The 25,244-nt window shown below is 52.2% G+C and carries 20 protein-coding genes; all 20 read right to left on the bottom strand.

Features of this window, described 5'->3' with window-relative positions; genetic code table 11:
- Window position 1 precedes the first annotated feature (1 nt).
- Entirely contained in the window at window positions 2-649 is a 648-nt protein-coding gene (locus JWZ98_RS04200; RefSeq protein WP_205453387.1) for an acetyltransferase, read from the bottom strand.
- Window positions 646-1,713: an N-acetylneuraminate synthase gene (gene neuB, locus JWZ98_RS04195; RefSeq protein WP_205453386.1), complete on the bottom strand. Its 1,068-nt coding sequence runs from the start codon at window positions 1,711-1,713 to the stop codon at window positions 646-648. The genes JWZ98_RS04200 and neuB overlap by 4 nt, the downstream gene beginning before the upstream one ends.
- Window positions 1,710-2,888, bottom strand: a complete 1,179-nt coding sequence (gene neuC, locus JWZ98_RS04190) for a UDP-N-acetylglucosamine 2-epimerase (protein WP_205453385.1) — start codon at window positions 2,886-2,888, stop codon at window positions 1,710-1,712. The genes neuB and neuC overlap by 4 nt, the downstream gene beginning before the upstream one ends.
- Entirely contained in the window at window positions 2,888-4,027 is a 1,140-nt protein-coding gene (locus tag JWZ98_RS04185; RefSeq protein ID WP_205453384.1) for a LegC family aminotransferase, read from the bottom strand. Before JWZ98_RS04185 ends, neuC begins: the two co-directional genes overlap by 1 nt.
- Window positions 4,020-5,000 carry an NAD-dependent 4,6-dehydratase LegB gene (locus tag JWZ98_RS04180; protein ID WP_205453383.1) on the bottom strand — a complete coding sequence of 327 codons (981 nt, stop codon included), beginning with the start codon at window positions 4,998-5,000 and terminating at the stop codon, window positions 4,020-4,022. The genes JWZ98_RS04185 and JWZ98_RS04180 overlap by 8 nt, the downstream gene beginning before the upstream one ends.
- A complete protein-coding gene (locus tag JWZ98_RS04175; RefSeq protein WP_205453382.1) occupies window positions 4,997-5,698 on the bottom strand; it encodes an acylneuraminate cytidylyltransferase family protein in 702 nt (233 codons plus the stop codon). Before JWZ98_RS04175 ends, JWZ98_RS04180 begins: the two co-directional genes overlap by 4 nt.
- Window positions 5,699-5,718: 20 nt before the next feature.
- Entirely contained in the window at window positions 5,719-7,395 is a 1,677-nt protein-coding gene (locus JWZ98_RS04170; protein WP_205453381.1) for a hypothetical protein, read from the bottom strand.
- Between the two features lie 25 nt (window positions 7,396-7,420).
- Window positions 7,421-8,182: a TylF/MycF/NovP-related O-methyltransferase gene (locus JWZ98_RS04165; protein ID WP_033157189.1), complete on the bottom strand. Its 762-nt coding sequence runs from the start codon at window positions 8,180-8,182 to the stop codon at window positions 7,421-7,423.
- Window positions 8,183-8,215: 33 nt separating this feature from the next.
- Window positions 8,216-9,388, bottom strand: a complete 1,173-nt coding sequence (locus JWZ98_RS04160; RefSeq protein ID WP_240348207.1) for a class I SAM-dependent methyltransferase — start codon at window positions 9,386-9,388, stop codon at window positions 8,216-8,218.
- Window positions 9,389-9,391: 3 nt separating this feature from the next.
- Window positions 9,392-10,243: a phytanoyl-CoA dioxygenase family protein gene (locus JWZ98_RS04155; protein ID WP_084153321.1), complete on the bottom strand. Its 852-nt coding sequence runs from the start codon at window positions 10,241-10,243 to the stop codon at window positions 9,392-9,394.
- A 331-nt stretch (window positions 10,244-10,574) separates the two neighbouring features.
- Window positions 10,575-11,672: a glycosyltransferase gene (locus tag JWZ98_RS04150; protein WP_205453380.1), complete on the bottom strand. Its 1,098-nt coding sequence runs from the start codon at window positions 11,670-11,672 to the stop codon at window positions 10,575-10,577.
- A gap of 50 nt (window positions 11,673-11,722) precedes the next feature.
- Window positions 11,723-13,654 (bottom strand): radical SAM protein, encoded by a 1,932-nt coding sequence (locus JWZ98_RS04145; protein ID WP_205453379.1) that lies wholly within the window; start codon window positions 13,652-13,654, stop codon window positions 11,723-11,725.
- Between the two features lie 12 nt (window positions 13,655-13,666).
- Window positions 13,667-14,821 carry a hypothetical protein gene (locus tag JWZ98_RS04140; RefSeq protein WP_205453378.1) on the bottom strand — a complete coding sequence of 385 codons (1,155 nt, stop codon included), beginning with the start codon at window positions 14,819-14,821 and terminating at the stop codon, window positions 13,667-13,669.
- Window positions 14,818-18,633 (bottom strand): glycosyltransferase, encoded by a 3,816-nt coding sequence (locus tag JWZ98_RS04135; RefSeq protein WP_205453377.1) that lies wholly within the window; start codon window positions 18,631-18,633, stop codon window positions 14,818-14,820. The genes JWZ98_RS04140 and JWZ98_RS04135 overlap by 4 nt, the downstream gene beginning before the upstream one ends.
- Before the next feature lie 17 nt (window positions 18,634-18,650).
- The gene (locus JWZ98_RS04130) at window positions 18,651-20,042 is read right to left on the bottom strand and encodes a radical SAM protein (RefSeq protein ID WP_205453376.1); all 1,392 of its coding nucleotides are present in this window, start codon (window positions 20,040-20,042) and stop codon (window positions 18,651-18,653) included.
- Window positions 20,043-20,061: 19 nt separating this feature from the next.
- Complete coding sequence (locus JWZ98_RS04125) at window positions 20,062-21,135, bottom strand: transketolase C-terminal domain-containing protein (RefSeq protein WP_205453375.1); 1,074 nt, start codon at window positions 21,133-21,135, stop codon at window positions 20,062-20,064.
- On the bottom strand, window positions 21,128-22,156 hold the full coding sequence (locus JWZ98_RS04120) for a thiamine pyrophosphate-dependent dehydrogenase E1 component subunit alpha (RefSeq protein WP_205453374.1): 1,029 nt from the start codon (window positions 22,154-22,156) through the stop codon (window positions 21,128-21,130). Before JWZ98_RS04120 ends, JWZ98_RS04125 begins: the two co-directional genes overlap by 8 nt.
- Entirely contained in the window at window positions 22,153-23,673 is a 1,521-nt protein-coding gene (locus tag JWZ98_RS04115; RefSeq protein WP_205453373.1) for a PfkB family carbohydrate kinase, read from the bottom strand. Before JWZ98_RS04115 ends, JWZ98_RS04120 begins: the two co-directional genes overlap by 4 nt.
- Window positions 23,674-23,677: 4 nt before the next feature.
- Window positions 23,678-24,241 (bottom strand): SIS domain-containing protein, encoded by a 564-nt coding sequence (locus tag JWZ98_RS04110; protein WP_205453372.1) that lies wholly within the window; start codon window positions 24,239-24,241, stop codon window positions 23,678-23,680.
- A gap of 10 nt (window positions 24,242-24,251) precedes the next feature.
- Window positions 24,252-25,238, bottom strand: coding sequence for an SDR family oxidoreductase (locus JWZ98_RS04105; protein ID WP_205453371.1), 987 nt, complete (start codon window positions 25,236-25,238; stop codon window positions 24,252-24,254).
- Window positions 25,239-25,244 lie beyond the last annotated feature (6 nt).

The following is a 25,244-nucleotide window of genomic DNA, read 5'->3' as shown; positions in this document are numbered from 1 at the left end:
ATCAATCCTGTTGCAAATCCTGTATGTGCGAACGCGGCGGATAGACAATCTGCTTGCAACCGACATCGCGCGTCACCACGCTGCCCGCGCCCACCACACTGCCGGCACCGATACGTAGGCCTTGTATGATGGTGGCGCCGGTGCCGATGTGCACCTTATCGCCCAATTCCACTCCGCCACTCAGCACCGCACCGGGTGCAATATGCGCATCGCGGCCAATCCGACAATCGTGCTCGACAATCGCCCCGCTATTAACTATGCAGTTTTCAGCAATTTGTGTGCCTGCCTGAATAATGGCACCCGCCATGACCTGCACCCCGTCGGCCAGTCGTGCATCGCTTGCTATAAACCCGCGAGGGTCGACCACGGTTTTAAACCTGTAGCCTTGCGCCAGAAAGTACTGGTACAAGTTCGCGCGCAAACCGGCATCGCGCGGCAAAGAGCCTATGCCGTTGACTAACGCAATATCATCCGCTGCGTAAGCCAGAATTGCCGCGTCAGCGCCCAATATCCTAACGCCGAAATACTCGCTTCCCGGCAGCCGGTGAGGATCGGTGATGCCCAATATCTCAATCTCCAACCGCCGTAACATGTCGAGCAGCACCCGCGCATGTCCGCCGCTTCCCAGCAAAATGACCGGCTTACTCATTCGATCAAGTCATCCACGTCATAACAACGATGACTGGTTTGACCAAGCAATCGCCAATATTCCATCGGACTCAAACCGGTTCCAGGCCGCTTGGTCGTCAAATTTTCGGCGCTAAATGTTTCACCCACTGCTATCAAACTATTCGCCACCAAACTTTTGCGGGCGACCGCGCGATTTTGTAGCTCCACGACTTGCGGCATTTTGTTTGGGCGGCCGAGCGCTAGTTCGACCGCGCGAATATCCCGCACCATTTGCTTTAATTCAGCCGGTTCCAGTGACACTTGGTGATCCGGACCTTTTTGACTTCGGTCCAAGGTGAAATGTTTTTCTATCAATACCGCGCCCCGCGCCACGGCGGCAATCGGCACGACCAGCCCTTCAGTGTGATCCGAATAACCGACCGGCAGGCGAAAAGCCTGCTGCAACACCTCCATCGCCCGCAAATTTACATCCTTCATCGGTGTCGGATATTCGCTGGTGCAATGCAGCAAGGTGATTTTTTCATGTAAAACCGCTTGCCCCGCTTCCGAACTGTAGGCTTGTTGAAATGCCGCCAGAGACGGTTGCTTCCCACCCAACAAGCCAAACGCCAAAACCCCCAGCGCGGTTTCCACCTCACCTAGCGTAGCCATGCCGGTGGAGACGATGATGTCCTTGCCGGTTTGGGCGTGGGCCAGCAAAAACGGCCCGTTGGTAATCTCACCCGACGGAATTTTCAGTTTGCATAGACCAAGCTCGTCCACCAAAAACGCCAAACTATCGAAATCAAATGCGGTCGAAAGAAACTCGATACCTTGGCTTTGGCAATAATCACGCAACTGAAAATGAAATTCATATTTCAACTCCAGCTTGCGCAGCATATCCAACTGGCTCTCGGCCGCGCCTGTCGTGTGTTTTTGATAGTCGGCCTTACTGGCAGACTGGGTGACCAGTTTTTCGGCTTTGAAGGTCTGGAACTTCAAGGCATCGGCACCCGCCGCCACAGCGGCATCGACCAGTTGCATCGCGGTTTGCAAGCTGCCGTTATGGTTAACCCCCGCCTCGGCAATGATGAACACACTCATTCAAGCACCTCTAAATCGAAAAAACGCTTCTTCAGCAGCCCATCCACAGGCGCGTGTTTCAGAAGCTCTTTAATCTTCGCCGAAGCCCCGCCCTGACCGTAGGGATTTTCGACACGCGCCAAGGTATTCGCAAATTCGCCGGAAAATATTTTTAGCAGGGCGGCGCGGATCGCATCGGTTTGCGGCGCGCAGTGGATTACGCTACCGGCACAGATCCGTCCCCGCTGGCGATCACCGATATTGACAGTAGCGATACGAAAAGCCGGCGCTTCTATGATACCGCTGGACGAATTGCCGACTACCGCATCGACCAACTTCAGGGTCGACAAATAACGCAGAGAACCCAGGGAAACATAGCTACTTACTCGGCGGGAATGGCGTCGTCGATACTCCTCTATCATGCTGGCGATAACCCGGCCATCGGCATCGGCATTGGCATGAGTAAATATGATATGCACATCGTCAAACTCATCCAAAGCCTGCAGCAGCTGGGCAAACTGCTCGGCCGCCGTCGCCGCTTCCAAAGTCACCGGGTGAAAGGTGACCAACAGGTTGCGTGTCCCAAACTTGAAATCCAGCGCTTGTTCCAGCTCAGCTTTGTCCAGCAATGGCAACTTATAAACGCTATCCAACCCCGGTGCGCCAACGTTGAACACCCGGTCCGGTTGTTCGCCGAGTTGAATCACCCGCTGCCGATAAATTTCGGTTGACGTGAAATGCAGATGAGCCATCTTGCTGATAGCATGGCGAATCGCGTCGTCGACCACGCCTTCGGTGAGTTCGCCGCCATGAATATGGGCAATTGGGATGCGTAAATTCATCGCCGCTTGCGCCGCCGCGAATATCTCGAATCGATCGCCGAGCACCACAACGATATCCGGTTGTAAATCGTCTAAGGCATCGGCGAAACCGATCAAGCCCAAACCCATGGCCTTGCTGATGCCCACCGGCGTATCCGACGACAACAACATCTCCACCTTGCGGTTGATCGTGAAGCCGTCGGCGGCAATTTGCTGCCAAGTCAAACCGAACTCCGGCGACAAATGCATGCCGGTCACGACTAACTGTAATTCTAGGTCCGGGTCCGCTTGAATTTCCTTCAGTAACCAATACAGCAAACCGTACTCAGCGCGTGAGCCGGTGACAACACAGATTTTGCGCGGCGCGCCAGCCATCACGAAACCACACTGCTGGGCACATTGACCAGCCGCTCGGCCAGCCGGCGCGATTGCAGCAGATTATCGCGCTGGCAATGTTGGTACATCGGCAAATCAGACATCAGCTCCCACAGCGGCCGAGTCATCACGCCGCGCGTATTGCTAAATTCCAGAAAGGCGTCGCGCTGGGTAATGTCGTCGAGCAACAAGGCGTTGAGCCAGTAATTGGCATGAGTTCCGGCTGGTTCTTCGACGATTTGCGCGCCGTTGGTTTGCGCCCAATCCAAATAGCGCTGTGCTACGGCACGTTTGCGTTCGACAAAACTCGACAATTGTTCGAGCTGCGCCAAGCCCAAGGCGGCATTCAAATTCGGCATGCGGTAGTTGTAACCGATTTGGTCATGTTCGAATTTCCAGGCATGCGGTAATTTAGCCGTGGTTGTCAGGTGCTTGGCCCGGCGCGCCAGATCCTCGTTGTCGGTCAAAATCATGCCGCCGCCACCGGTGGTGATGATCTTGTTACCGTTGAAGCTAAGCACCCCAAGTTTGCCGAAAGTGCCGCAATGCCGGCCGTCGAGTCGACTGCCCAACGCTTCCGCGGCATCTTCTACCATCGGTATGCCGTATTCGCCGCATACTCGCAATAACCCAGCCAGATCGCAAGGATGGCCGAAGGTATGCATCGGCAAACAGGCGGCGATGCGCTTGCCGCTGGTCTTGTTATAAATCCCGTCATCGCGGCGTTCGCAGAATCGATCCAAAAACTCCGCCAAGGCAGGCGGCGATAAACCCAGCGTCGCCGCATCAACGTCCACAAACACCGGCTCGGCACCGCAGTAATGAATCGCATTGCAGGTGGCAACAAAAGTCACCGCTTGAGTAATCACTTCTTCGCCGGGCTGAACGCCGGCCAGCAACAGGGCAACGTGCAGCGCGGCGGTGCCGTTGACGGTGGCTATCGCATGCTTGGCACCGGTGTATTCGGCAATTTTGCTTTCGAATTCGGTGACATAGGGCCCGACGCTGGACACGAAGGTACTGTCGATCACATCCAGCAGATACTGTTTTTCGTTACCGGCGAAGCGCGGCTCATGCAATGGGATGAATTGTTCGGTTTGATAAATCTCCCGGACCAAGCGAATAAAGCTGTCAAACATTGTAAATATCCGCTTTGTATCGTTTCAGATTGTCCGGCTTGGTAAACCAGGCTACGGTACGGCGCAGACCTTCCTCTAACGTCACTTGCGGCGCAAAGCCAGTCAAAGCCTTGATCTTGCTGTTATCGCACCACAAGCGGTTCACTTCGGATTTCTCCGGCCGCAACCTTTGTTCATCGACCAAAAACTCCACGTCGCTAGCCATGATGTTTTTAATCAGGTTTAACGTGTCGCCGACAGAAATTTCAAAGTTGGAACCAATATTCACCGTCTCGCCGATGGTTTGCGCCGACTCGGCCAAAGCGATAAAGCCCCGGCAAGTATCTTCCACATAATTGAAATCACGGGTCGGCGAGACATCACCCAGTTGAATCTGTTTTTTACCGGCGGCAATCTGGGTAATGATGGTCGGAATCACCGCCCGCGCCGATTGCCTGGGGCCGTAAGTATTAAACGGCCGCGCAATGGTGACAGGCAAATTGAAGGCATTGAAAAAACTCATCGCCATCGCATCGGCGGCAATTTTGGAAGCGCTGTAGGGCGATTGCGGTTGCAACGGATGTTTCTCGTCGATCGGCACATATTGCGCGGTGCCGTAAACCTCGCTGGTGGAGGTATGAACCAGGCGTTTAACGCTATTGTCGCGTGCGGCCTGGCAAATATTCAGCGTGCCGCGAATGTTGGTATCGACATAGCTGTCCGGCGCCTGGTAAGAATACGGGATGGCAATTAATGCCGCCAAATGAAACACAACATCAATATCCCGACAAGCAATCCGGCAAAACTGCGGATCACGGACATCGCCGCAGATCACCTCTATCTCATTTTTACAGGCCGCCTCCTCCAGCCAACCCCAACTATTAAAAGAGTTGTATTGGGTGAGTGCACGTACCTGAAAGCCGCGCGCCGCAAGCATTTCCACCAGATGCGAACCGATAAAACCGTCGGCGCCGGTGACTAAAACCTTGTTCATACCAATCCTTGTTTAATGTACGCCTCAGCGATGGCCCAATCTTCTTCGGTATCTATGTCCAGACTTTGAATGGCATTCATGATCAGCGGCACCGTCTTCGGCGGGTAAAACGATTTGTGCTCCAGCAAATAATCGGTCTTGCATAAGTACATCGCGCCATTCGGTGTCAGCAATGGCTGGCTCTGCTGACGCGACGTCTGGGTGGGTTTTTGATTGTCCAAGGGTTGCATAAAGCCGCTCTCAAGGCGAAACAGCGTAGTCAGATCGCGGTGGATTTCCTTGCAGCCGACTACCGCATCAACTTGCCTATCGCTGACCATGGCAACAGCCTCCCGAATTATAGCCGTAGAACGAAACGGCGAGGTTGGTTGCAACCACATCATTAATTCCGGCCGGTAACCATATGCAGCGATAAACCAATCTGCAGCATGCTCAACCACCGAGAAAGCCGCGACACTATCTCCCGAATAAACAGAAGGACGAAGAAACGGAACGCAGAGCCCTTCTTTACGCCCCAATACCGCATAATGCTCAGAGTCAGTCGATAAAATCGCCAAGCTATCCGGAACAGCCGCTCGGACAACGCTTTCGGCAGTCCAGGCAAGTAAGGGCCGCCCGTCCAGCAATTTCACGTTTTTATCCATCAGTCCTTTGGAACCCGAGCGGGCCGGCACCACGATCAAAACCCGTATTTTCATCTATCGGTCTAGGTAGATAGTTAGCAGACTGAATCGGCCAACAATGCGTTCCGCTGCTGCCCGCAAAGCTGATAAAACGCAATCAAACGCTGAATTTGTTTATCCATACACAAATACTCTCGAGCGGCCAACACACCTTCACGTAGCTCCCGCCAATCCAAACCTTGCAAGAAATTGGGCAAGTCGTGAAGTTGGGCACTGGAGATAGCCACTCCGCAGCGATGTTGCTCAACAAATTCGGCAGTTGCCTCAGCGCGACGACTCACTAAGACGGGTAAGCCCGCTTCCAGATACATGAACAATTTAGCAGGAATCAAGGTTTTAAAATGTTCCGGCCCCACTAAAAGCTCATCAGAATAATCGTAAACGATCAAACCCAGATCGTAAGTGCTAATGATTTGGGCAATACGCTCCGGCAACTCACCCTTTAGGAAACGGTAATTCGGGTATTGTTCTGCCAGCGTCAAATGGGCTGTATACACATTTGCATAGTCTTCTTCGGCAATCTTGAGCGGATTGTTGTATACGTCCAGAACCAAACCCTGACTGATGATCGTTTCGACGGTATCGACCAACTGCGCATCACCGAACAGTTCGGCAGGATGCTTGGAATTGATGGGAGGAACGCCACCGGCAAACACCAGCCTAGGTTGTTCGGGTATTGGCCTTTCAGCATTGGCAGTGACGCAAAACTCCGGCAGCGGGTAACACAAGAACTGTAACCAGCGCATCCTCCGCCTGGCTCCATCAAACAAATCGACAATGCGGCTACTGCCCTGATAGACAACGCCATCGACATGGTTTACCAAGTATGTCTCACACGCCAGTTGTACTTTTTGCATCGCATCCACACCATCGCCCCAAGTTTGCCTCATATAAGGCAGTAACTGCGGTAGGTCATCCGGTGCAAAAAAAAATGAGTTTAAATCCATCAACTCAACGAACTGCCGGCAGCTACTCGGTAAAAACGCATCGATTAACACGGGAATATGGTAGCGAAACAGCCAACCTTGAGTATGAATTACCGCCCCACTTGCGCCTTTCAACCACAACAAAAAACTAAGCAGATCGGTCGACAGAATCTCATCGAAATATCCGGCCTTGTGGTCTCGCAAATCGGGATTAAAGGTAACCGCTAACGTGTAGAAGCCCTGTCTACGCAAACTAACACTCATTCTTAGCTGGTTGTAATACGCATTTTTGGCGACAAACAAAACCACTGGCGCAGTAGCTGCTAATCGTTGATTCAATCGCTCTGCCAAGTCCCGTCGATGCTGATTCAATAACAAGGCATAAGCAAGTTCCACATCGGGATTGTCAATACCCAGCACACCGGCTTCCGTCGCGTTGGCCTTATTAGCGACAAGCGCGTTAAGTACGGCATCTGCAGTTCGACCACGCTGCAGCGGCACACCACAATATTGACGCCGATTCGTTGAATTATCGAGCGGATCAATCGCTACTCGATACGGCAGGTCGGCCAGTTGTTCGCATAACAAGCCGGTCACTGGCGAAATCCCACGAATCGCCACCGTGCCGCTAGGTAAATACTGTCGCAACACAGTGATCAAGGCTTGCGCGTAAACCGCATGATTAAACGACTCGCCATTCAGCATTTCACGCCAACCATCGCCCAATGCAGCCAGCGCCGCTGTTCTTAGGACAGCGGTATCGGTAAGTGCATCGCTAAGATTCATGGCAGTACATCCTTCAGCATTTGGATTAAGGCTTGATCAGATAGGCTGCCGGCGAGTTAGTCCACTCCAATGTGAGCAGCCTTAAATTCGGCTGATTCGCAAAAAACTCGTCCACCGCTTGGCTTTCGCCTTCCCATTCCTTCAAGGCATATTCATCGAACAGCACCACTCCCCCCCTGCTGACTTTCGGCCAAATTGCCTCTAAGGCGGCTTTGGTCGGCGTATACAAATCGCAATCAAAATGTACTAATGAAAACCGGACGCCAGGATTTTCAGCCACAAATCGCGGCACAGTGTCACCAATATCCCCTTCGATGAGTTTCACCCGGGGCTTCCAAGGCACAAACCGGTCAGCATCGAAAATAGCCAATGCCGCTTCTAGCTCGGATTTAAAGCCCGATGAATCGTAACCACCCAGGACTTTATCGACTTCAGCAGTGGGCTTACCGTCCTGCGCAGCGAATTCGGTAAATCCCCGCCAATTGTCAAAGCCATAAACAACTTTGGTTCGATCACCAATCGCATAAGTTTCCAGTAAATTAGCCCAAGTCATTAAACTTAGCCCCCGAAACACGCCAAACTCAGCAATATCGCCCGGTACGTTCAACGTGTGTTTGAACAGCTCGGCATGCGCCAAAAACCGTTTTAACCACTGCCGACGCGCTAGCACTGGAAACAGCTTGACAGCAGTCAGCGGATCGATAGCAAAGTTGGCACAATGTTGTTGCAGTCTGTCTTCGGTGGATTGATCGGTACCCGTTTTGCGAAAACCGTCGAATGTACTCATACGTCTCCTGAACGTTTAAAGAAGCTGCTTGACCTAGGCCGGCGGCAGCAGATAATTGCTACCCGCACCGATTCGGCGGCAAATTTTTTCAGCCGTGCTGCGGGGCAGTGGCATCAAGATATTGCCTAATTCCGGTACCTCACTCGGCGCAAATACCGCGCATCCTCGATAAAGTTGCCCCTGACGAGTCCGATCCTCATCCACGAAGAACCCTACCCGCTCCGCCAGTAAACCATGTAACCAGTTCGCTCCAATCGAAGTACCGAAAATCCCTAAGCGCCCGCTTTCGACACTCAGCGCTTGATCTTGCAGGTCGCGCAGCCAAGCAATGCTGGCCTCTACTTCATCTCGCGACTTGGCCAACTCATTAGCCGAATGAACTACTGAAGGTTCGCCAGGCTTTACGACAATGCTGATTTCCTTGGGGATCAAATCAATATCGATAGTCTCGATCACCAATCCTGCCCTCGCCAGCAGGCTTGAAATACTCGAGCACGTGAAGTGTGAGCAATGATCAAAAATCGCTAAGTCAAAGGGGGAGCTGGGAAAATGCGGAATCTGGATCAAAGCCCGGCTATCGGTGTGCATCAATGCCCGCATACCCTGCAGAAAGCAGAGAGGCTCGGTGACATGCTCAAGTACATGCACAGCGGTTATGAGATCGAATGTACCGACAATTTCGCACAAATCGCCGGCAAACACTTCCTGCACGCCGGGGACGGCAAGCACCCGCTGCCGATCCGGCAAATTGGGATCGTAGCCAAATAATCGCCAGCCGTTTGCAAGCTTGGAAAACGCTGTCAAGGTTGGGCCTGTGCCGCAGCCCAGGTCAAGAAACGTACCGCCTGACGTCAATGGCCGCCGTTGAAAATAATGCCCAAACATCAATTCCGAGCGCGGCAGGGCCGTTCCGCTAAGCTGATCAAAAATCACTTGCTCGGTACGATTGGGCGTTTGATGGTAAAGGTCGTAACTAGCATAAATTTGTGCGGCGGACTGTCGCCATAAGGCATCGACCACTTTTTGCACCAAACCGCAGTCCAAACAAATCGCCACAGCAAACGCTGCCGGCCAAGCTCGGCAATCAGAAGAGACTGCTGCTAAGTCAGCCGACTCGTTAAATACGCTTAACGAATCGGCGCTGCAAGCGTGGCAGACAGGCACTGCCGACACATCCGGCATTGTTGAATTAGATTGCCCGGACAATGCTCAGACCAAAGGAAAAGCCGAGCAATCGATCAACGCGCCAGCAGCCAAATTGATTTGGGCATTCATGCTGGCTGCAGTACCTTGGCGCGGCGAATAGCGGGTCGGACCAACTAAATAACGCAACGAAATCGCTCGTCGTTGTCGGGTAGTGGAAGTATTTGGAAACGAACGATGCCAAGTTCGACCGTCGTGCACTGCAACGCCACCCACCCTTAAGCTAACTGCAAACGTGTCGAATTTATCGTCGGCGAAATCGGCCGGGGTCAAGCAAATTTGCCCATCGCCCAGGTTCGCACCGGAATGCAAATCAAACGGCGCACTGACACCGGCTTTATGGCTGCCTATTGCATATTCCAATCCACCATTTTCGGGATCGACATCATCCAGAGGAATCCATAACGCAATCTGATTTTGCGGATCAAAAGGAAAAAACGGATTGTCCTGGTGCCAGCTAAGCATACCGCCCTCCAAAGGAGGCTTGGAAAACACGATAGTCTCAAACAGACGCAGTTCCATTTCACCTTGACTGACTTGCGCCAACTGCCGGGCAATTTGAGTAGCCGCGTGCCCAAGCGCTATCTCGGACAACGCGGGGAACTCAGCCAGCGGCCTTATGCGCTTTACGTCACCCTGAACGTGACGCCAAAACACCGCCGCCGGGCGGTCGACCGGTAGCTCGCTCGGCGTCGCGCTGGCGCAGAACGCTTGCCATTCCTCTGAAACACGCAGCAACAAATTAGTATCAAAATAGTCGTTAACGGCAATAAAGCCCTGTTCGCAGAACCGTTCGGCATTTAATACCGACAGGGGTTCCGGTAGGTTAGAACGACCTCGAGAATAGTGATTTGACATATGTTGTATGTGTACCCAATTGATTAACACTTGACCTACCCATCGGGCCACCCCGATGGACGCAATGAATTCAAACGCTTTCCAAGCAACATGTGGCGACCTCAAAACGACGCCATGCCCGAACAATTTAGTTATCGGCAGCGGTAGCAGAAACCTAAAATACCGACATCCAACTCTATTTTGTCAGATTTCATCCGGCCTTACCGCAGATGACCCCCAAATAAAGATTGCCGGAACTAAGTCCCAGTGAGAATCAAAGCTGCCGCCCAAATCACTGGATGCCAGTCTCCATGTTGGTGTAACGGGCTTACTTCGAATCAGACAAATTAGATTAGCAGGCGACTTTATAACCCAAACCGGCCAAATCAGCCAAAATGGCTTCGGCCCGATGCCGCCAGGTATGGGCCTGACGCACCGCCTTTACTGCAGCGGAACGAATCTTTTGCGCAGCCAGTGGCTGATTTAGGTAATATCGGCATATATCACCGACCTGATCGACATCGAATTCCAGGTAATGCAACCCAGGAACAAAGAAATTCCTGATTCCGCCGCCTACTAATTCGTCCCAGTGATTTTTTTTAATTAAAATCAAACCACCGGTAGCCATACAATCCATCACCCGAAAGTGCGCAGACTCGCCTTCGTGCAAGTTGATTTGCGAACCGGCATATACTTGGCGCATCTGCATAACACTATCCAGCTGGCAATGATAATAAGGCCGATAAACGTCCCAATCATTCCAGTTTTGCGGACCAAACAGCGCCAAATCAGTTACTGTCAGGATATTGTCAATTAACTCGCGCCGATTCAGCATGCGAATTAATCGCCCGCTGACGTCATATTCGAGTTTATTAGTCAGCTTTACCGTTCGATTGAAATGCTCTTTGGCAACAGTTTGCAGCAACGCCAAATAATCGTCATGCACGTTCAAATAAGTACGCTGGCTAGTGATACGACTCTCTAAAATCGGCAACACCTCGCCAAACCGCAACGGCATAGAATCTGCTGAAATATCGGCATCCAATTCGTCCCTAGACCAGGGCTTGGGGATATGCCCAACAAAACTAGCCGGATACCGCACATCGGGAGTAACGGGGTAATAATCGTTCAAGCACGCCCCCGGCGCCAGCCAGCGATAAAAGCCATCGTAGCAAAACTTATCCAGCCAATTGGCGCTGAACAAGTACGTTATCTCGCTACCATAAAAATCGCTAATGACACGACCATTAAAATCGACAAGCCAACAAATATGGATAATATGCTTCGGTAAAAACGGCACATCGTTGCGAGCTCGATTCATTTCAAAAATCACATCCGGACGATACTGGTTTATCCAATCGGATAAACCGGCCTGATCGAGCAAGCCGCAGCAGTAACTTACCTCCAAACCGGCTTGGCTAAACCCTTGCGCCATCTGTCTCGACAACATCCGATACCAACGGGTATCACGGGGTAAAAATAACGAAACCCGGCGAATTTTCATGCCTCGGAAATGGCGTTGCGGAAAAACTGATTCCAACAAATCACTTTTTTAGGTGTCACGTTCTGGTGTTTCAGCCAGTCCAAAACTTTTTGATATTCGATCCAAGGTAAAATCACCACGTTCTGCCCGTCGAGTTCCTTAACTCGGTCAATATCAAGCAATTGGGTCCGCCTATCCAAAAATAGCTTGTCCTCTCGAAATAGCCGTGTATCGTAAACCGCTGCGACACAGGTTTGATCAATCTTAATATCCTCTAAAAAGACTGTAGCAAACCGGTCAAGTGCGGGAATAAAAATTGCCTGCTGCTGATTTTCCGCTAAAGCATCCATTTCTGCCTGAAATCGGTCATAAACCAATTTCATGTGAGGAATATCCCTAGCCTTCAAATGCATTTTCCGCCCGCAATCCGGGCATAATACGTTCATGCCCTGCACCCCGACTGGTCCGGTCAAAATCGGGCCGTTTTCGTCCTGTTCGAACGGGAACGGCAAATCCAAGGTTTGTTGATGACTGCAGCAAGGACATTCAATAGTGATTCTCGATTTCCAGCGTTCCAATATCTCCCCGGCTACCACTTTGGTGCAGCGCTTGCGGTGATTTTCATCGTTCAGCTCGCGCAGCGAGATATACCAATCCTTGTACTCCTCGTCGCTCATCTGCGTCATATTGACCTGGCTGTTATATAAATAGCCGGATATATTGCACAAACTGCGCATAAAGGTTTCACGGTCGGCAATTAAACCTTTTTCCAGCGCATAATGGTAAATTGGGGTACCGGCATAGGGAATTACCGCGGACCAATCGCAAAAATATAATTGATTGTCTTGTTGAAATTGCAAACTCTCGCGGATGGTTTCCTGCGTTTCGGCCGGATCGCCGAATAAAAAATTACCTTGAATGCCGATTTTCGCCTCGCGCACAATTTTTACCGCATCGGTAATTGTTTGCTTGGTAATCTTTTTCTTCATGCTGCCCAATATCGCGTCGCTGCCGCTCTCTATACCGAACGAAATATAATTACAACCGGTTTCCTTCATCATTTTCAGCATCGGCAAATCCAGCTGATCCATACGCAATTGGCAAAACCATTGAATATTCAGATTGCGCTGTTTCAGTAAATCGCAAAACTCGACCACCCTAGCCTTATTGGCCGAGAATAATTCGTCGTAAATCGAAAAGTTATTGATGCCGTAAGTTTGAATATACCCTTCGATTTGGTCGACCACCCTGCCAATGTCATGTTTTTTATACGTGCCCATGCCGGCGTGATGGCAAAAAGTGCATTTAAACGGGCAGGACCGACTGGCGGCAATCGGAAACGAGCGACCGGCGTCAAGCCGGGTCAAATGATAGGAAAACTGGCCGTGTTCACCCTGCAAGCCGATATGCTCGCGTATTCCAAACGAATCCAAATCAGGCAACGGCAATTCGTCCAGGTATTTAGGCGACTCACCCTCGCCGGTGAATTTGGGCTTATCCGCGTCCCAGCACCATATCCCGGCGATTTTACGAACGTCGTCACCTTCTTCCAAGGCTTTCAACAAACGGGTGAAGATCAGCTCGCCCTCGCCGACCACCGCATAATTCGGCTGCAGTGTGTTCATCATCAACTCGCCTTCCACCGAGGTAATGCCGCCGCCCAATACGATGGGCACATCGGCGCGAATCGCCCGGATGGCTTTAATCAAACGGTCGATCTCGTTATACGCCACGGTCAATCCGCTGATGCCGATAATATCGACCTCTTCGTGCAACAAGGTATCGCACAAGGCCGGATTGCGCTTTTCCATAGGCATGTGATTGAAGTTCAAACCTATTACCTGATGCCCTTGGCTTTGGATATAGGCCGAAATATAAGCCAAGCCCAGAGGAAAGTACGAAGCGTTGGCCTGAGGATAATAACTGGGGGAAATCAAAAGGGTTTTCATCGCAATTACCTTTTAGACATAGGCTAAGTCGTGAATGATTTTTTCGGCACGGGCGCGCCAGGTATGTTTGGCTGCTATCAACGCCCGCACCTCGGCGACAATAGCCTGCCCCATCGCTCGGCCCTCTATGGCCTGCTGGTAAACATATTCGAAATTTTCGCTTTTAAACGCAAAGTAGTGCCGACTGGCGTCAAAGTGGTCGTGCAAACCGCGGCCAAGTAGAACTTCTGAATCGACCTCGTCGTTATCGTACCAAAACAATAAGCCGCCGGAAGCCAGGCAATCGATCGCGCGAAAGTGAAAACTGACCCCGTCGTGCAAATTGATGCGCGAATATTGATGTACTCGGTTCAACTCGGCCGGACAGTCTAAAAAATGCCGATAAAACGGCCGGTATTCGCGCCATTGCGCCCAATTGTCGCTACCGTAAATCGCAATCGATTTCGACTTACCCAGCGCGAAATTCAATAGCTCCGTGCGGTTTTGCACACGCTTGGTCCGCTCCATCAAATTGTAATAGCAAGCGTTTAAAAATTCGGGTTCGGGGGTCGCACCGGCTACGTCCAACAAATCGTCGATGATACGTTTTAAATCGCCGTGAGTTTTGATCTGCTCGCGTGTGGTTTGTAAATGCCTGTCGTAACGCTGCAACAACTCGGCAAAGGTCAACGTCGAGTCAGCGGCGACCGGTCGCGCCAATTCGGCAGCACTCCACGGCAACGGGATATGGCCAATAAAATTGAATTCCACATCCAGCGGCAGAGCCCCGGGCAACGGCTGAAAGGTTTCCACGCACGTGCCGGGCGGCAACCAATCTTGCAGCCCCCCGGTACAGTAGTTGGCATCCCAGCCGGGATCAAAAAAATAAGTGATTTCGCTGCCGGCGATTTGCGCCTCAGTCCGCCCCTGAAAATCCACGATCCAAGCGATATGCGGGATTTTATACCGGTGTAAAGCCGGCATTTCGTTCTTGACCCGATTCATTTCAAACACCGCGTCCGGTTTATGCTGGGCCAACCAAGTGTGCATTTGCGCCTCGTTCAGCAAACCACAACCGCCGCTGACCCGAACGTCCAGGCTGGCGAATGCGTCGCGCAAAAAACCGTAAACCCGCCGATAAAACGGCGTATTACGCGGCATGAACAGTGCTAAATGTTGCAGCCTCATGCCACCGCCAACTTAGAAAACCGTTGACCCGCTGCCGTCAAGACACGCTTAGCCACAGCACGATAAGACAATTTGGCGTCCAGTCCGCGCAACGCATTGGCGGCAACCTGCTTGCGGGCCTCCGAGTTATTCAAGTAATACGCGGCTTTGGCTAGCAAATCGGCTTCGTCGTCATACAGCACGACGGCGTCAGCATCGAAGAACTCGCGCAACGGCGAGCCGTCGTAAAGCATCTGCCTAGACAACATAAATCGGCCGGCGGAGATGATTTCCAAGGCCCGCATGTGCAGCGTGACACCGGGATTGGCGTTCAAACAAATTTTAGCCCGTTGCATGATGCGGTTTAGCGCCGTACCGTTTTCAGCGACGCCACGGGCCAAGTCGGCAAACGCCGGATATGTCTCCCAATGCTTACCGTAAAGTTGAATTTTCAAGTTCGGAAAAGCATCCATCAATAGCTGGATGGGCCAATATTTCATGCGATTCAAATACTCGCAATGCAGACGGTTGCCTTTTATGCATAGCAACAACTCGACTACCTCGTCGCTCAGTGAATAGCCGTTGCCGGCAAACAATGCGCGAAAATCAGCAATGGTTTTGCCGGGATGCACTGTGCAAAACTCCTCGAATTCAGCCATCGTCATTGATGCACAGTGGCGTTCGAGCACGGCGTACAACTCGCGCAACCGTGCCAAATTCAGTGCACCGCTTCGAAGCATAGCGTCTTCTTGCTCAAGCAAGCTCATATCCAAAGTAGGGTCGCGCAGGGGTTGTAAAGTTTTGCCTGGCGCCTCCAAATGACTGACCAGCAACACGTCGCAATCAATGGTTTCTTCCTCCAGCGGGTAATATTGGCTGTCATTGAATCCCAAAGGTAAAAACTGTAGCGGGTAATCACGGTACAAGGGCAGCGTGTTGAAACTCAGCCAGCGCCGAGCAAACACAAAATTCAAATCGAACGGTCCGGGCGCCATTTCATTGAAGCGAATATTCGGCAACATATCCTGTATCCAGTTTACAAAAGGAACAGTTGCTGGGATACCTTCAAATTCATGCCGAAAATGGTCTATGGTTAAAATCAAGTCCGGTTTGAAGCGGTTAATCTCGTCAATCAGATGCTCGATGTTGGTTAGATAATAATTTTCTGTTTCGCTACACAGTAGCTTCGTCGCCCCCAATCTTTGAAAACCGTCCAGCCAGTCGCGCATGCAGTATTTCAAAAAGCTGGAAAAGCGCGAGACAAAGCCCATTACCCGCAATTCGCCAACTTTTTCCGCGCTGAATTTTTGCCGCCACTCTTCAACGCTGATACTCTGGTAGTAGTCAGTGACTTGGCGCAAATTAGCGGCATGCCGTTCGGCGCGGGCCTGCTTTGCCTCGACCGACAGCTGATAAACGCGCACTGAGCTGATAGCGGCGTCGGGGTCCGGATTGAACAACATATCCGGCAGGGCTGCTTCGAACTTCGAAAACTCGGCGGTTAAATCAGCCTCCGCTGCGAGGTCGGAAAAAATCCGCAGACGCCCGGCCGCCAGCAACGGCTGAAGGTCATGCAACAGCAAATTTAACAACCATACGGCCGGCTTGGTTTCGATCAAATACACCGGCACCTCAAATTCCGCCATTTCCGGAATCGGCGACTCGGTGGCGCGGAACGCCGCCAACAATTCGTAACCGGCACCCAAACCGACCAGCGCATAACAGCAGGTATTTTCCCGGGCCATCGTTTGCGCATTTTCGGCAATCAGGCGTCTGTGTTCGAACAAGGCGATGTTATCCAGGCGATAAACTTGTTCGCCAGCCTGCGCTACCGATACCCGCCAGTACTCACCGCGTATAGCCTGATCAACGAAGATCGTAATAGGCTGTTGCGACCAAGCTGCCAACAGGGCTTCGTGCAAAGCCGGGCGATGCTTGGCCAGGCAAGCCAGATTGGTTTGCAACTGTGCCGAAAAAGTTTGTGAACCCAATTCCGCGCCGGCAAGCAAATGCAACTTATCGCCGAACAGTTCCGGCAACAGGGCGACAGACTCCGGTGCAGGAGGGGCAGCCACTTTAGCCAACAAACGCAAGTCGCTCAGCTCGATCAAGCGTTCGGCAGCAGCCCGATAGGTAAATTGCGCGGCCAAACCCTCCGGCGCCTTGGCCGGTTGCAAGCGGTTATGCAGAATGTTGCGCAACTGATCGGCCGTCTTGAAGAACAAGCAATAGTCGTCCCAATACGGCGGTTCGGCTACATCCCGGCAATCGTAAACCACAGGGATGCAGCCGCAGGCGGCCGCTTCAGCCAACCTCTGCGAATTGATTTCGAATGGATGGCAAACCAAGGCATAGCGAACGGAACGGTAAACTTCCGCTACTGCTTCGCCGTGCGGCAATTCGCCTCGATAAAACGGTGCCACCTCGGCATCCTGATCCCAGTAGCGTCCGTAAACATCCACCGGCAGACCAGGATCGGCACACAGCCACTTCACCGAATAATCGCGAATTACATAATGCAGTAATTTCCAGAACACAAATTCATAACTTAGCCCGCTGGCCTCGGCAATTTGCCGCACGCTCGCTTCGTCAAAGCAAGCGCCGGATTCCATCGCTGCAATCAAGCTATCCAGAGCCTGCCGATGTTGGCTATTGTCGATATTGATCACCGGCAGATAGGAACTGCCGACGAACACAATCTTGTCGGCTCGCGCCTGATTGTTACCGGCATGAAACACCACATCGTCTATCACAAAATGTAAGCGTTGCACCAAGGCGGCCTGGCGTTGCTCCAGATAACGATCAAACAACGGCGAAATCGAGAAATTGAAATCCCGGGCTCGCCATTTCAGCGGCTGGGAATCTTTTAATTGCGGCATCAAATCCTGCCACCAGACGATATTGACAATATCGTCGTGCATGAAACTGTTGTTCAAGCTATTGACGTACAAGCAGGCATGCGGGTCGAAATCGATATATTTTTCCAGCATATCGACCATATTGCTGCCTTCCATGTCGTTATCCTGAATGTAAAACAGCACCTCCCAACCCAGAGCGGCAAAGGCCTTGGCCAAGCCTTGCGAGCTATATTGCATAACGGTGGTCAAACGACTCGTCGGGATAAATATCCGCGGCGGCCGATTGCCGACCCAACGCGGCGGCAAGGCCTTGGATTTGTTCAGCAATTGTTGGATCAACCACAGGCGCCTGCGCTTGATCGATTCACCGGCTGCGGCAATATCCTGCCGGATGGCGGCCTTAACCACCTCTTCCAAGCCGTCGGGAATATCAATATTTTCCGGAATACGCAAACGGGAGCGGATGAAAAATTCCTCGTAATCCGGCAATTCCAGATGTATCAAGTTCGGTAAGTCCGATTCGGGCAACTCGCCCCGGTAATAGCAAATCTGCAAACCGTCTATGGTGGGATGGCCGCAAGACACTCGATTGGCCTGCTTTGCCACGTTTAACGCCTGGAGCGGATCGATAAAATAGGTATCGAAATGCACATAGTCCGGCACGCGATATTGATTGCGGTACTGCATCACTTCGTCAATGACATCGCGAGGCATGTCGTTGAAATGTACGGCGCCGTCTTGAGAAATGGCGATCAGTTGCGGTATCGGTAATGAGTTGTGCGAAAAAAACTCGACAAACTTGTCGGCGGGAACCTGAATAAAATTCGGCAATACAATATCGGTCAACAGCCCGTCGTAATAGCAATATTGCCGGCGCACACTGCCGGATTCATCGACGATGCTCTGTTGCTTGGACGCCTCCGCGTAGGCGTCTTCTATATTTAGAAAAAATATGTCCTTAACCGCCGAATTCATCGTGCATTCCAGCGCAATCAAATGAAGTTGATGTGTTCCGGCGGATTCTTCAAATCCCACAAAAACTTGTTCACATAATCCTGCCGGCAGCCGATGGCGCAGTCTTTATGCACATCCACCGACTCTGCCACGTCTCTATGTACCTGCCAGTAGCGTTCGCTGGTGGCAACCAAGTCGTAAAAGGAATCGGTGTGCAAATCGCCTATGTAAAAACGCTCTTTGTTAAAGAACGGTCCGCAAGGATAGATTTTGCCGTTGCCGGAAATCTGCAATAAAAACGGTGTGCCGAAACATTGGTCGTATTTGCGGTAGCCGTCCTTATAAAGATTGGTTTCGCCGGCGGCGTTGATTTTGTTCCATTTGGCCTGGACCACATAGCTGTCCGTACTCAGAGCTTCAGCTTGTTTCAGGACATCGCCGATTTTTAAGTAGGCGTCGTAATCGATGCCGATTTCCTTGTATTCGGAATCCGAACAATGCTTGATCACGAAATAATCCACACCCAATTCGGCGCCCAGTTTGGCTTCCGCCAGCACTTCGTCGAAGCATTCCGGGATTAACACCATCTGCAAGCCCAGTGTACATTTATAGTTGTTGGCTTTTTTGATCTTCACCAGTTCGCGAATCTTGTCGATCAACAAGTGAAAATTGACTTCCTTGGATTGATGCACTCGCCTGAAGCCTTCCGGGGTACCGGCGGATAGATTAAAGCGGATGTAACTCATGTTTTTCAGTAAGTCGTGGGCGCGATCCATATCCAGCAGTAAACCGTTGGTGGCCATTGCGGTATCGATGCCTAACTCACCAGCCAGCACGGTGGCGTCGTACAGTGTTGGGTTCAGTGTCGGTTCGCCGTCGCCGATGAACCCCAAGGAACGGACGCCCAATTTGCCGCAGTCGCGCACAAAGTTCAGCAACGCATCCCGGCCTATCATGGTGCCCTTGGTCATGTTCTGTACCACAGCATAGCAATACAGACAGGCGGTATTGCAAAACTTGGTCAGCCCCATATCGATATGCACCGGCGCAAAGCGCTGGCCATTTTGCCAAGCCTGCACTCTGTCCAAATGGTGGATCATTTTGTGGCCGTCGAAACGGAAGCGTTCTCGCTGAGTGCGAAAACTGGGGCCGGTAAATTGGTTGGGGACATGCTGTTCATGTTCATTGCCCGCTTCCAGGCGAATGATACCCTCCTGGTCGTCGTGCGAAATACTCTGCAATTTTTGTCCGGGCAATTTCGCCAGCTGGCTGGTGTCGATCACCTGGTATTCGTTCGACAAAGCGCTGCGATCCACAATATTATTGGAGGTGCGCAGTTTATGCCCGGGCTGGCTGAACATAGGCACATTGTCGGGTATATCGGTCACGGCGCTGTTGCCGAAACGATTGGTTTGTTCAATTTTTGCCATGGTTTGATGCTCTTTTTCGTTAAAACGGGCCGACGAAGCTGCGGTCGGGTTGATCTTTGGGCAAATCGGACTGTAAAGCGCCGATTACCGAGGCTGTTAATTCTGATCGACCTACCATGTCCAACACGGCACTGGCGATCTGCTCGGCGCCCGGATAATAGTGGTTGGCTACAAAATGCGAGGTCGGCACCGGGTGGTTGGGATAAGCAATCAAGCGCGGCGCTTGTTGCAAACCGTGCCCATGGGCCAACACCAGTTTAGATAACAACTGATGACCGATTGACGCCATTTCCGGCGCACAATCCGCTACTAGCAATCTGCCACCGGTTTTTGCCAGCGATCCGACAACGCTATCCACATCCAAGCTGCTGACGCAACGCATATCCAAGACTTCGGCGTCGACACCATACCTTGCCAATACCGTGGCGGCTTTCAAGGCTTCTATGCTCATGTGCGAGAATGCTGCCAAGGTAATATCGGTGCCTTGCCGCAGTAAAGCCGCGCCGGACAACTCGGCCGCCGGACGATGTTTGTCGACCTCACCTTGGACATGGTGTAACCAGCGGTGTTCGATAAACAGCACCGGATTGTTATCGGCAATCGCCTCCAGCATAAAATGGTAGGCATCGCCAGCCGTGGTCGGCATCACCACTTTCAAACCCGGCACTTGCGCAAACATGGCTTGCAGACTTTGCGAATGTTGCGGCCCCTGCCCCCAGCCGCGGCCGATGATCACGCGAATTACCAAGGGTACTTTTTGTTGGCCGTCAAACATGTAATGCCACTTGGCGGCGTTATTGATCAACTGATCGACCGACAGCAAGGCAAAATCGATACGCTGATGTACCAGCACCGGCCGCATGCCGGCCAAGGCCGCGCCGATACAAATACCGGTCATGCCGTTTTCCGCCAAAGGCATGTCCAACACCCGCTCGGCGCCATATTTTTCCCGTAAGCCCTGGGTGGTGCCAAAAATGGTTTTCGGGTCAGGCACGCCCTCACCTATCAGTAGCATTTCTGGATATTTGGCTAACGCATCGTCCAAGGCTGCGCGGATCGCCTCACCGTAGGTCATCATCCTCACATCACGCATACAAATGCTGCCTCATACTTTCGACGGTGGGCCGCGTGCCTAGCAAAGCCCACTGGAACGCTTGCTCGATTTCTTCGGCCAACCGGTTTTCCATTCGCGCTAGCTCGGCATCGTCGCTCAATTGAGTTTCAAGTAAGCTCTGCCGGGTTTGCAGTAGCGGGCAGCGCAATTTCCACTCGGCCAATTCACCGGGGCGGCGATAGCCTAAGTCGTCATCTTCGTTAGGTCCGCAGTGTTCCGGCCAGCGATGGGTATGCAATTCCAAAAACTGCGGACCTAAGCCATTTCGGGCGTTAGCAACAGCCGCACGCGCCAGTTCATAGACCTCATCAACCCGATTACCGTCGCCACTGACTGCGTGTAATCCATGGGCAGCAGCAATCGGGTAAATATCACGTTTAGGCTGGCGCTCTGCTAGCCCAGTCATTACCGAATATTGGTTGTTCTCGCAGATAAACAGCAACGGTAGCTTTTTTAATACCGCAAAATTCATCGTTTCGTGCATTACGCCTTCTTCAAAACAGCCGTCGCCGAAGAAAATCACCACCACGTTGGTCGCTTCCGGCATCCTGCCTCCCGCGACACTGGAACATCCCTGTGCGGCGCCGGATTTTTTGATCTGCTCGGCCCAAGCGTATCCAGCGGCTAATGGTACGGTACCACCAACGATGGGCGTGGAGGCGACAAAGCCGGCGTCCAGGTCAGTCAGATGCATGGAGCCGCCCCGGCCACCGCAGCAGCCTTCGGCAAAACCATACAACTCCGCCAACAAACGCGGCAAATCCCCGCCTTTGGCCAAATAGTGACCATGGCCGCGATGATTGCTGAACACTTTGTCTTGAACTGTCAAATGCGCGCAAACCCCCACTGCGATAGCTTCCTCGCCGATGCACAGGTGCGTGGGGCAACGCATTTGCTGCTCGGCATAACGCCGGGCAATCGCTTCCTCGGCGCGGCGGATACGCAGCATTTGATAATACAGGTGCTTCAAATCGGCCAATGCGGGACTCATAACTGTCATTTCAACAAGGTGGTAATGTATTTGAATAAAGCCACTGCCCGCACCGGTTCGCGGTTACAGACAATTTGCACATCCAACGCGGCGGCGGCGCTACCGGCAAACAAGGCTTGCTCCGGCGACAGTCCACCGCCCAAGCATAAACCTGCCACGGACAGGAACGCATCGCCGGCACCGATCCGATCCACCACTTTGGACGACAAAGCGGGAATCTTGTATGCCGTTTTAGCGTGATCGAGCATTAACGCACCTTTAGTACCACGGGTAATGGCGATATGGTTGGCGCTTAATTTGTCGGCCAACTGGCCGGCCAATTCCTCGATGGCACCAACTCTATCGTGGCTTGCCAGTCGTAATTCCGGTTCGTTTAACGACAAGAAATCCGCGTTCGGATAACGCGTGATTAAGTGATAACCCCGATTGCCACTATTGACCTGCGCGTTCACCGCCAAATATTTAGCGCCTTTGGACAAGGCCGCGACCATTTGATTGGAGATGAAGCCATTACCAAAATCCGGCACGATCACCACATCGTAATCGCGCAAATGCTTTTCCAGCCAAGCCACGATCTTGCGATTGGTTTCCTCCGGCAAGGGCGCATCGTTATAAAAATACACTTCAAATAACTTAGCGATGTCGGCATCGACATAACGTCGCTTCACGATCGTCGGCCGATCCTGACTGAAGAAGAACACCGGATCAATCGCTGGGTTGAGATTGGTACGAATGAAGTCTTCGTGACTTTTGGTGGCGCCCAAACCCGACAGCAAAGTGACGTTGTGGGCAAATTCGGCAACATGATTGGCGACCGCGATAGCACCGCCGGCAAAGCGTTCGTAGTCGTTGTATTTCACCGAAAACACATTGCCCTTGCCAGTCTGCCCCAGGGGCGAGGTGTAATGGTATTCGTCGACTATCGCTTCGCCCACCACCAATACGTTCAATCCGCTCAATGCCTTGAGTTTATCGATAATCTCGTTGGCGCCGACCGTTTCCTTGAATTGATCCAGGTACGCGGAAATTTCCGGCGAAAACACTTCGAAGTATTCGTTAAGCAACCGCGTAGAACTGGACGTGAGTTCGTCGGTAAAGTAAATCTTGCCGCCGTGCCGTTCCACGGCGTCTTTTTCGTGCTGGATATTGCCGGTCAGATCGTCGCTGGTACTTTTGTAATCGCTACCCTTCACATATAAATCAGGCTTCACCTGATCCAATACTTCCACGGCGGTAATCGCATGGTTGATCGCCACACTATCGACGCAAGCCAGTGCCGCTATGTTTTCAGCACGCAAATATTGGTTGAACACCGGCCGCCCAGGGCCTTTATTGACGTATTCGTCGGCAGTAACACTAACCAGCAAGGCATCAGCCTGCCGCGCGCCACTTTGCAGGTGGCGAATATGGCCGATATGCAATAAATCGAAGGTGCCGTGACATAAAGCCACCGTTTTGCCTTGGCCTTTCAACTCGGCGGCACGTTTTGCCAGTTGTTCGATGGAGACAATTTTTTCCGTGGACATGAGCTTATTTCCTGAGCAGATGATCGGTAATATGGTGCAACACGAAGAGATGCCCCAACTCGACCATGCCGTAATGACTGCTGTCCAGCCAGCAATTCCAGCGCCCCAGTTTACGGAGCGGATTGTCGGACTTAAAGCCACTTAGCGTCATGACCGGCAAGCCTTTGGCGTTGGCAGCTTGTACCGCGTTGACGATATTCAAGGATTGCCCGGAACTGCTAATCGCGATCAATAAATCGTCTGGATTGGCAAACGCGGTAATTTGTTTGGCGAAGGCCTGCTCGTAACCGAAGTCGTTGGTAAAGCAAGTCAAGGGTGCCGCTTCGTGCAAGGTCAGGGCGCACAAGCCGCCGACATTCCGTAAGTCGGTAATCACATGACTGGCAATCGCGGCGCTGCCGCCGTTGCCCAACACCATGATCTTGGCCTGCTGCTCGCGCACTCTGGCAAATTCGGCAAGCAATTGCTGAATCACCGATTCGCCGTCCAGGGTTTGGCCCTGCGCGTCGGTAAATACGCTGCTGTTCAGCAAAGTCGCAAAATCCGCTGCCGCTTGTCCGATAGCCATGGGCTTCTCCCTATTTGTCCAGGTACTTAAACCAGCCCGCAGTAGCGTCAGCGATAGAAGCCGAAGTCCACAGCGGGGCGTTTTGCCAGTAATCAATGTGCGCCAGCATATTGGCCACACCCTGCTCGAATCTAACTTGGGGTTGCCAGCCAAGTTTTGTCTTGATCTTACGGGTATCGGCAAAGGTGCAATCGGGCTCGCCGGGCCGCTTGGGAATGTATTCGATCGCACCGCCCAATAGTCCCACCAGTTGATTGACACTGTAGGTGCCGCCGCTACCGACATTCATGATCTCGCCGCAAAGCGCCGATTCCGCTGCGGCGATAAAGGCTTTGGCCACATCGGTGACATAGGTAAAGTCGCGGGTCTGGGTGCCGTCGCCAACCACGGTAAAGGGTTTACCGTTAATCTTTTGCGCCAGAAACACCCCGAACACCGCGCCATAAGCGCCAGTGGTGCGGGCATGCGGGCCGTAGACGTTGAATAAGCGCAGCGACACAGCAGGCAAGTCGTAGAGTTGTGCCCAGTGCATCACTAGTTCTTCACCCAGATATTTGGTCAACGCGTAAGGATACTGTGGCTGAACGGGTGCGGATTCCGGCGTGGGAAACTGATCTGGGATGCCGTAGCAGGATGACGACGCCGCGTAGACAAATCGCTTGATACCCGCAGCACGGGCCGCTTCCAATACATTGAATGTACCGCTGACATTGGTCTCGTAATACGCGCGCGGCTGCTCGATGGACGGTACGATGTCGGCTAGACCGGCCAAGTGAAAAACCCAGTCAATACCTGCGAACAAAGGTGCGATGGTTTCGGCGTCGCGAATATCGGCCTGATGAAACTCAAAACGCTCCTGGCCGAGCAAATCGGCAATCGTTTCTTTACGGCCGCCAACCAGACTATCGATCACGCTGACCTGATGGCCTTGTTGCCATAACTCCCGGCTCAAATGACTGCCGATGAATCCCGCACCGCCGGTAACCAATACTTTCATGCGTTC

Origin of the sequence: Methylomonas sp. EFPC1 (genome assembly GCF_016925515.1) — a bacterium.
Lineage (GTDB): Bacteria > Pseudomonadota > Gammaproteobacteria > Methylococcales > Methylomonadaceae > Methylomonas > Methylomonas defluvii.
Note: the sequence above shows the minus strand (reverse complement) of the source record. Positions and strands in the feature narration are given on the sequence as shown.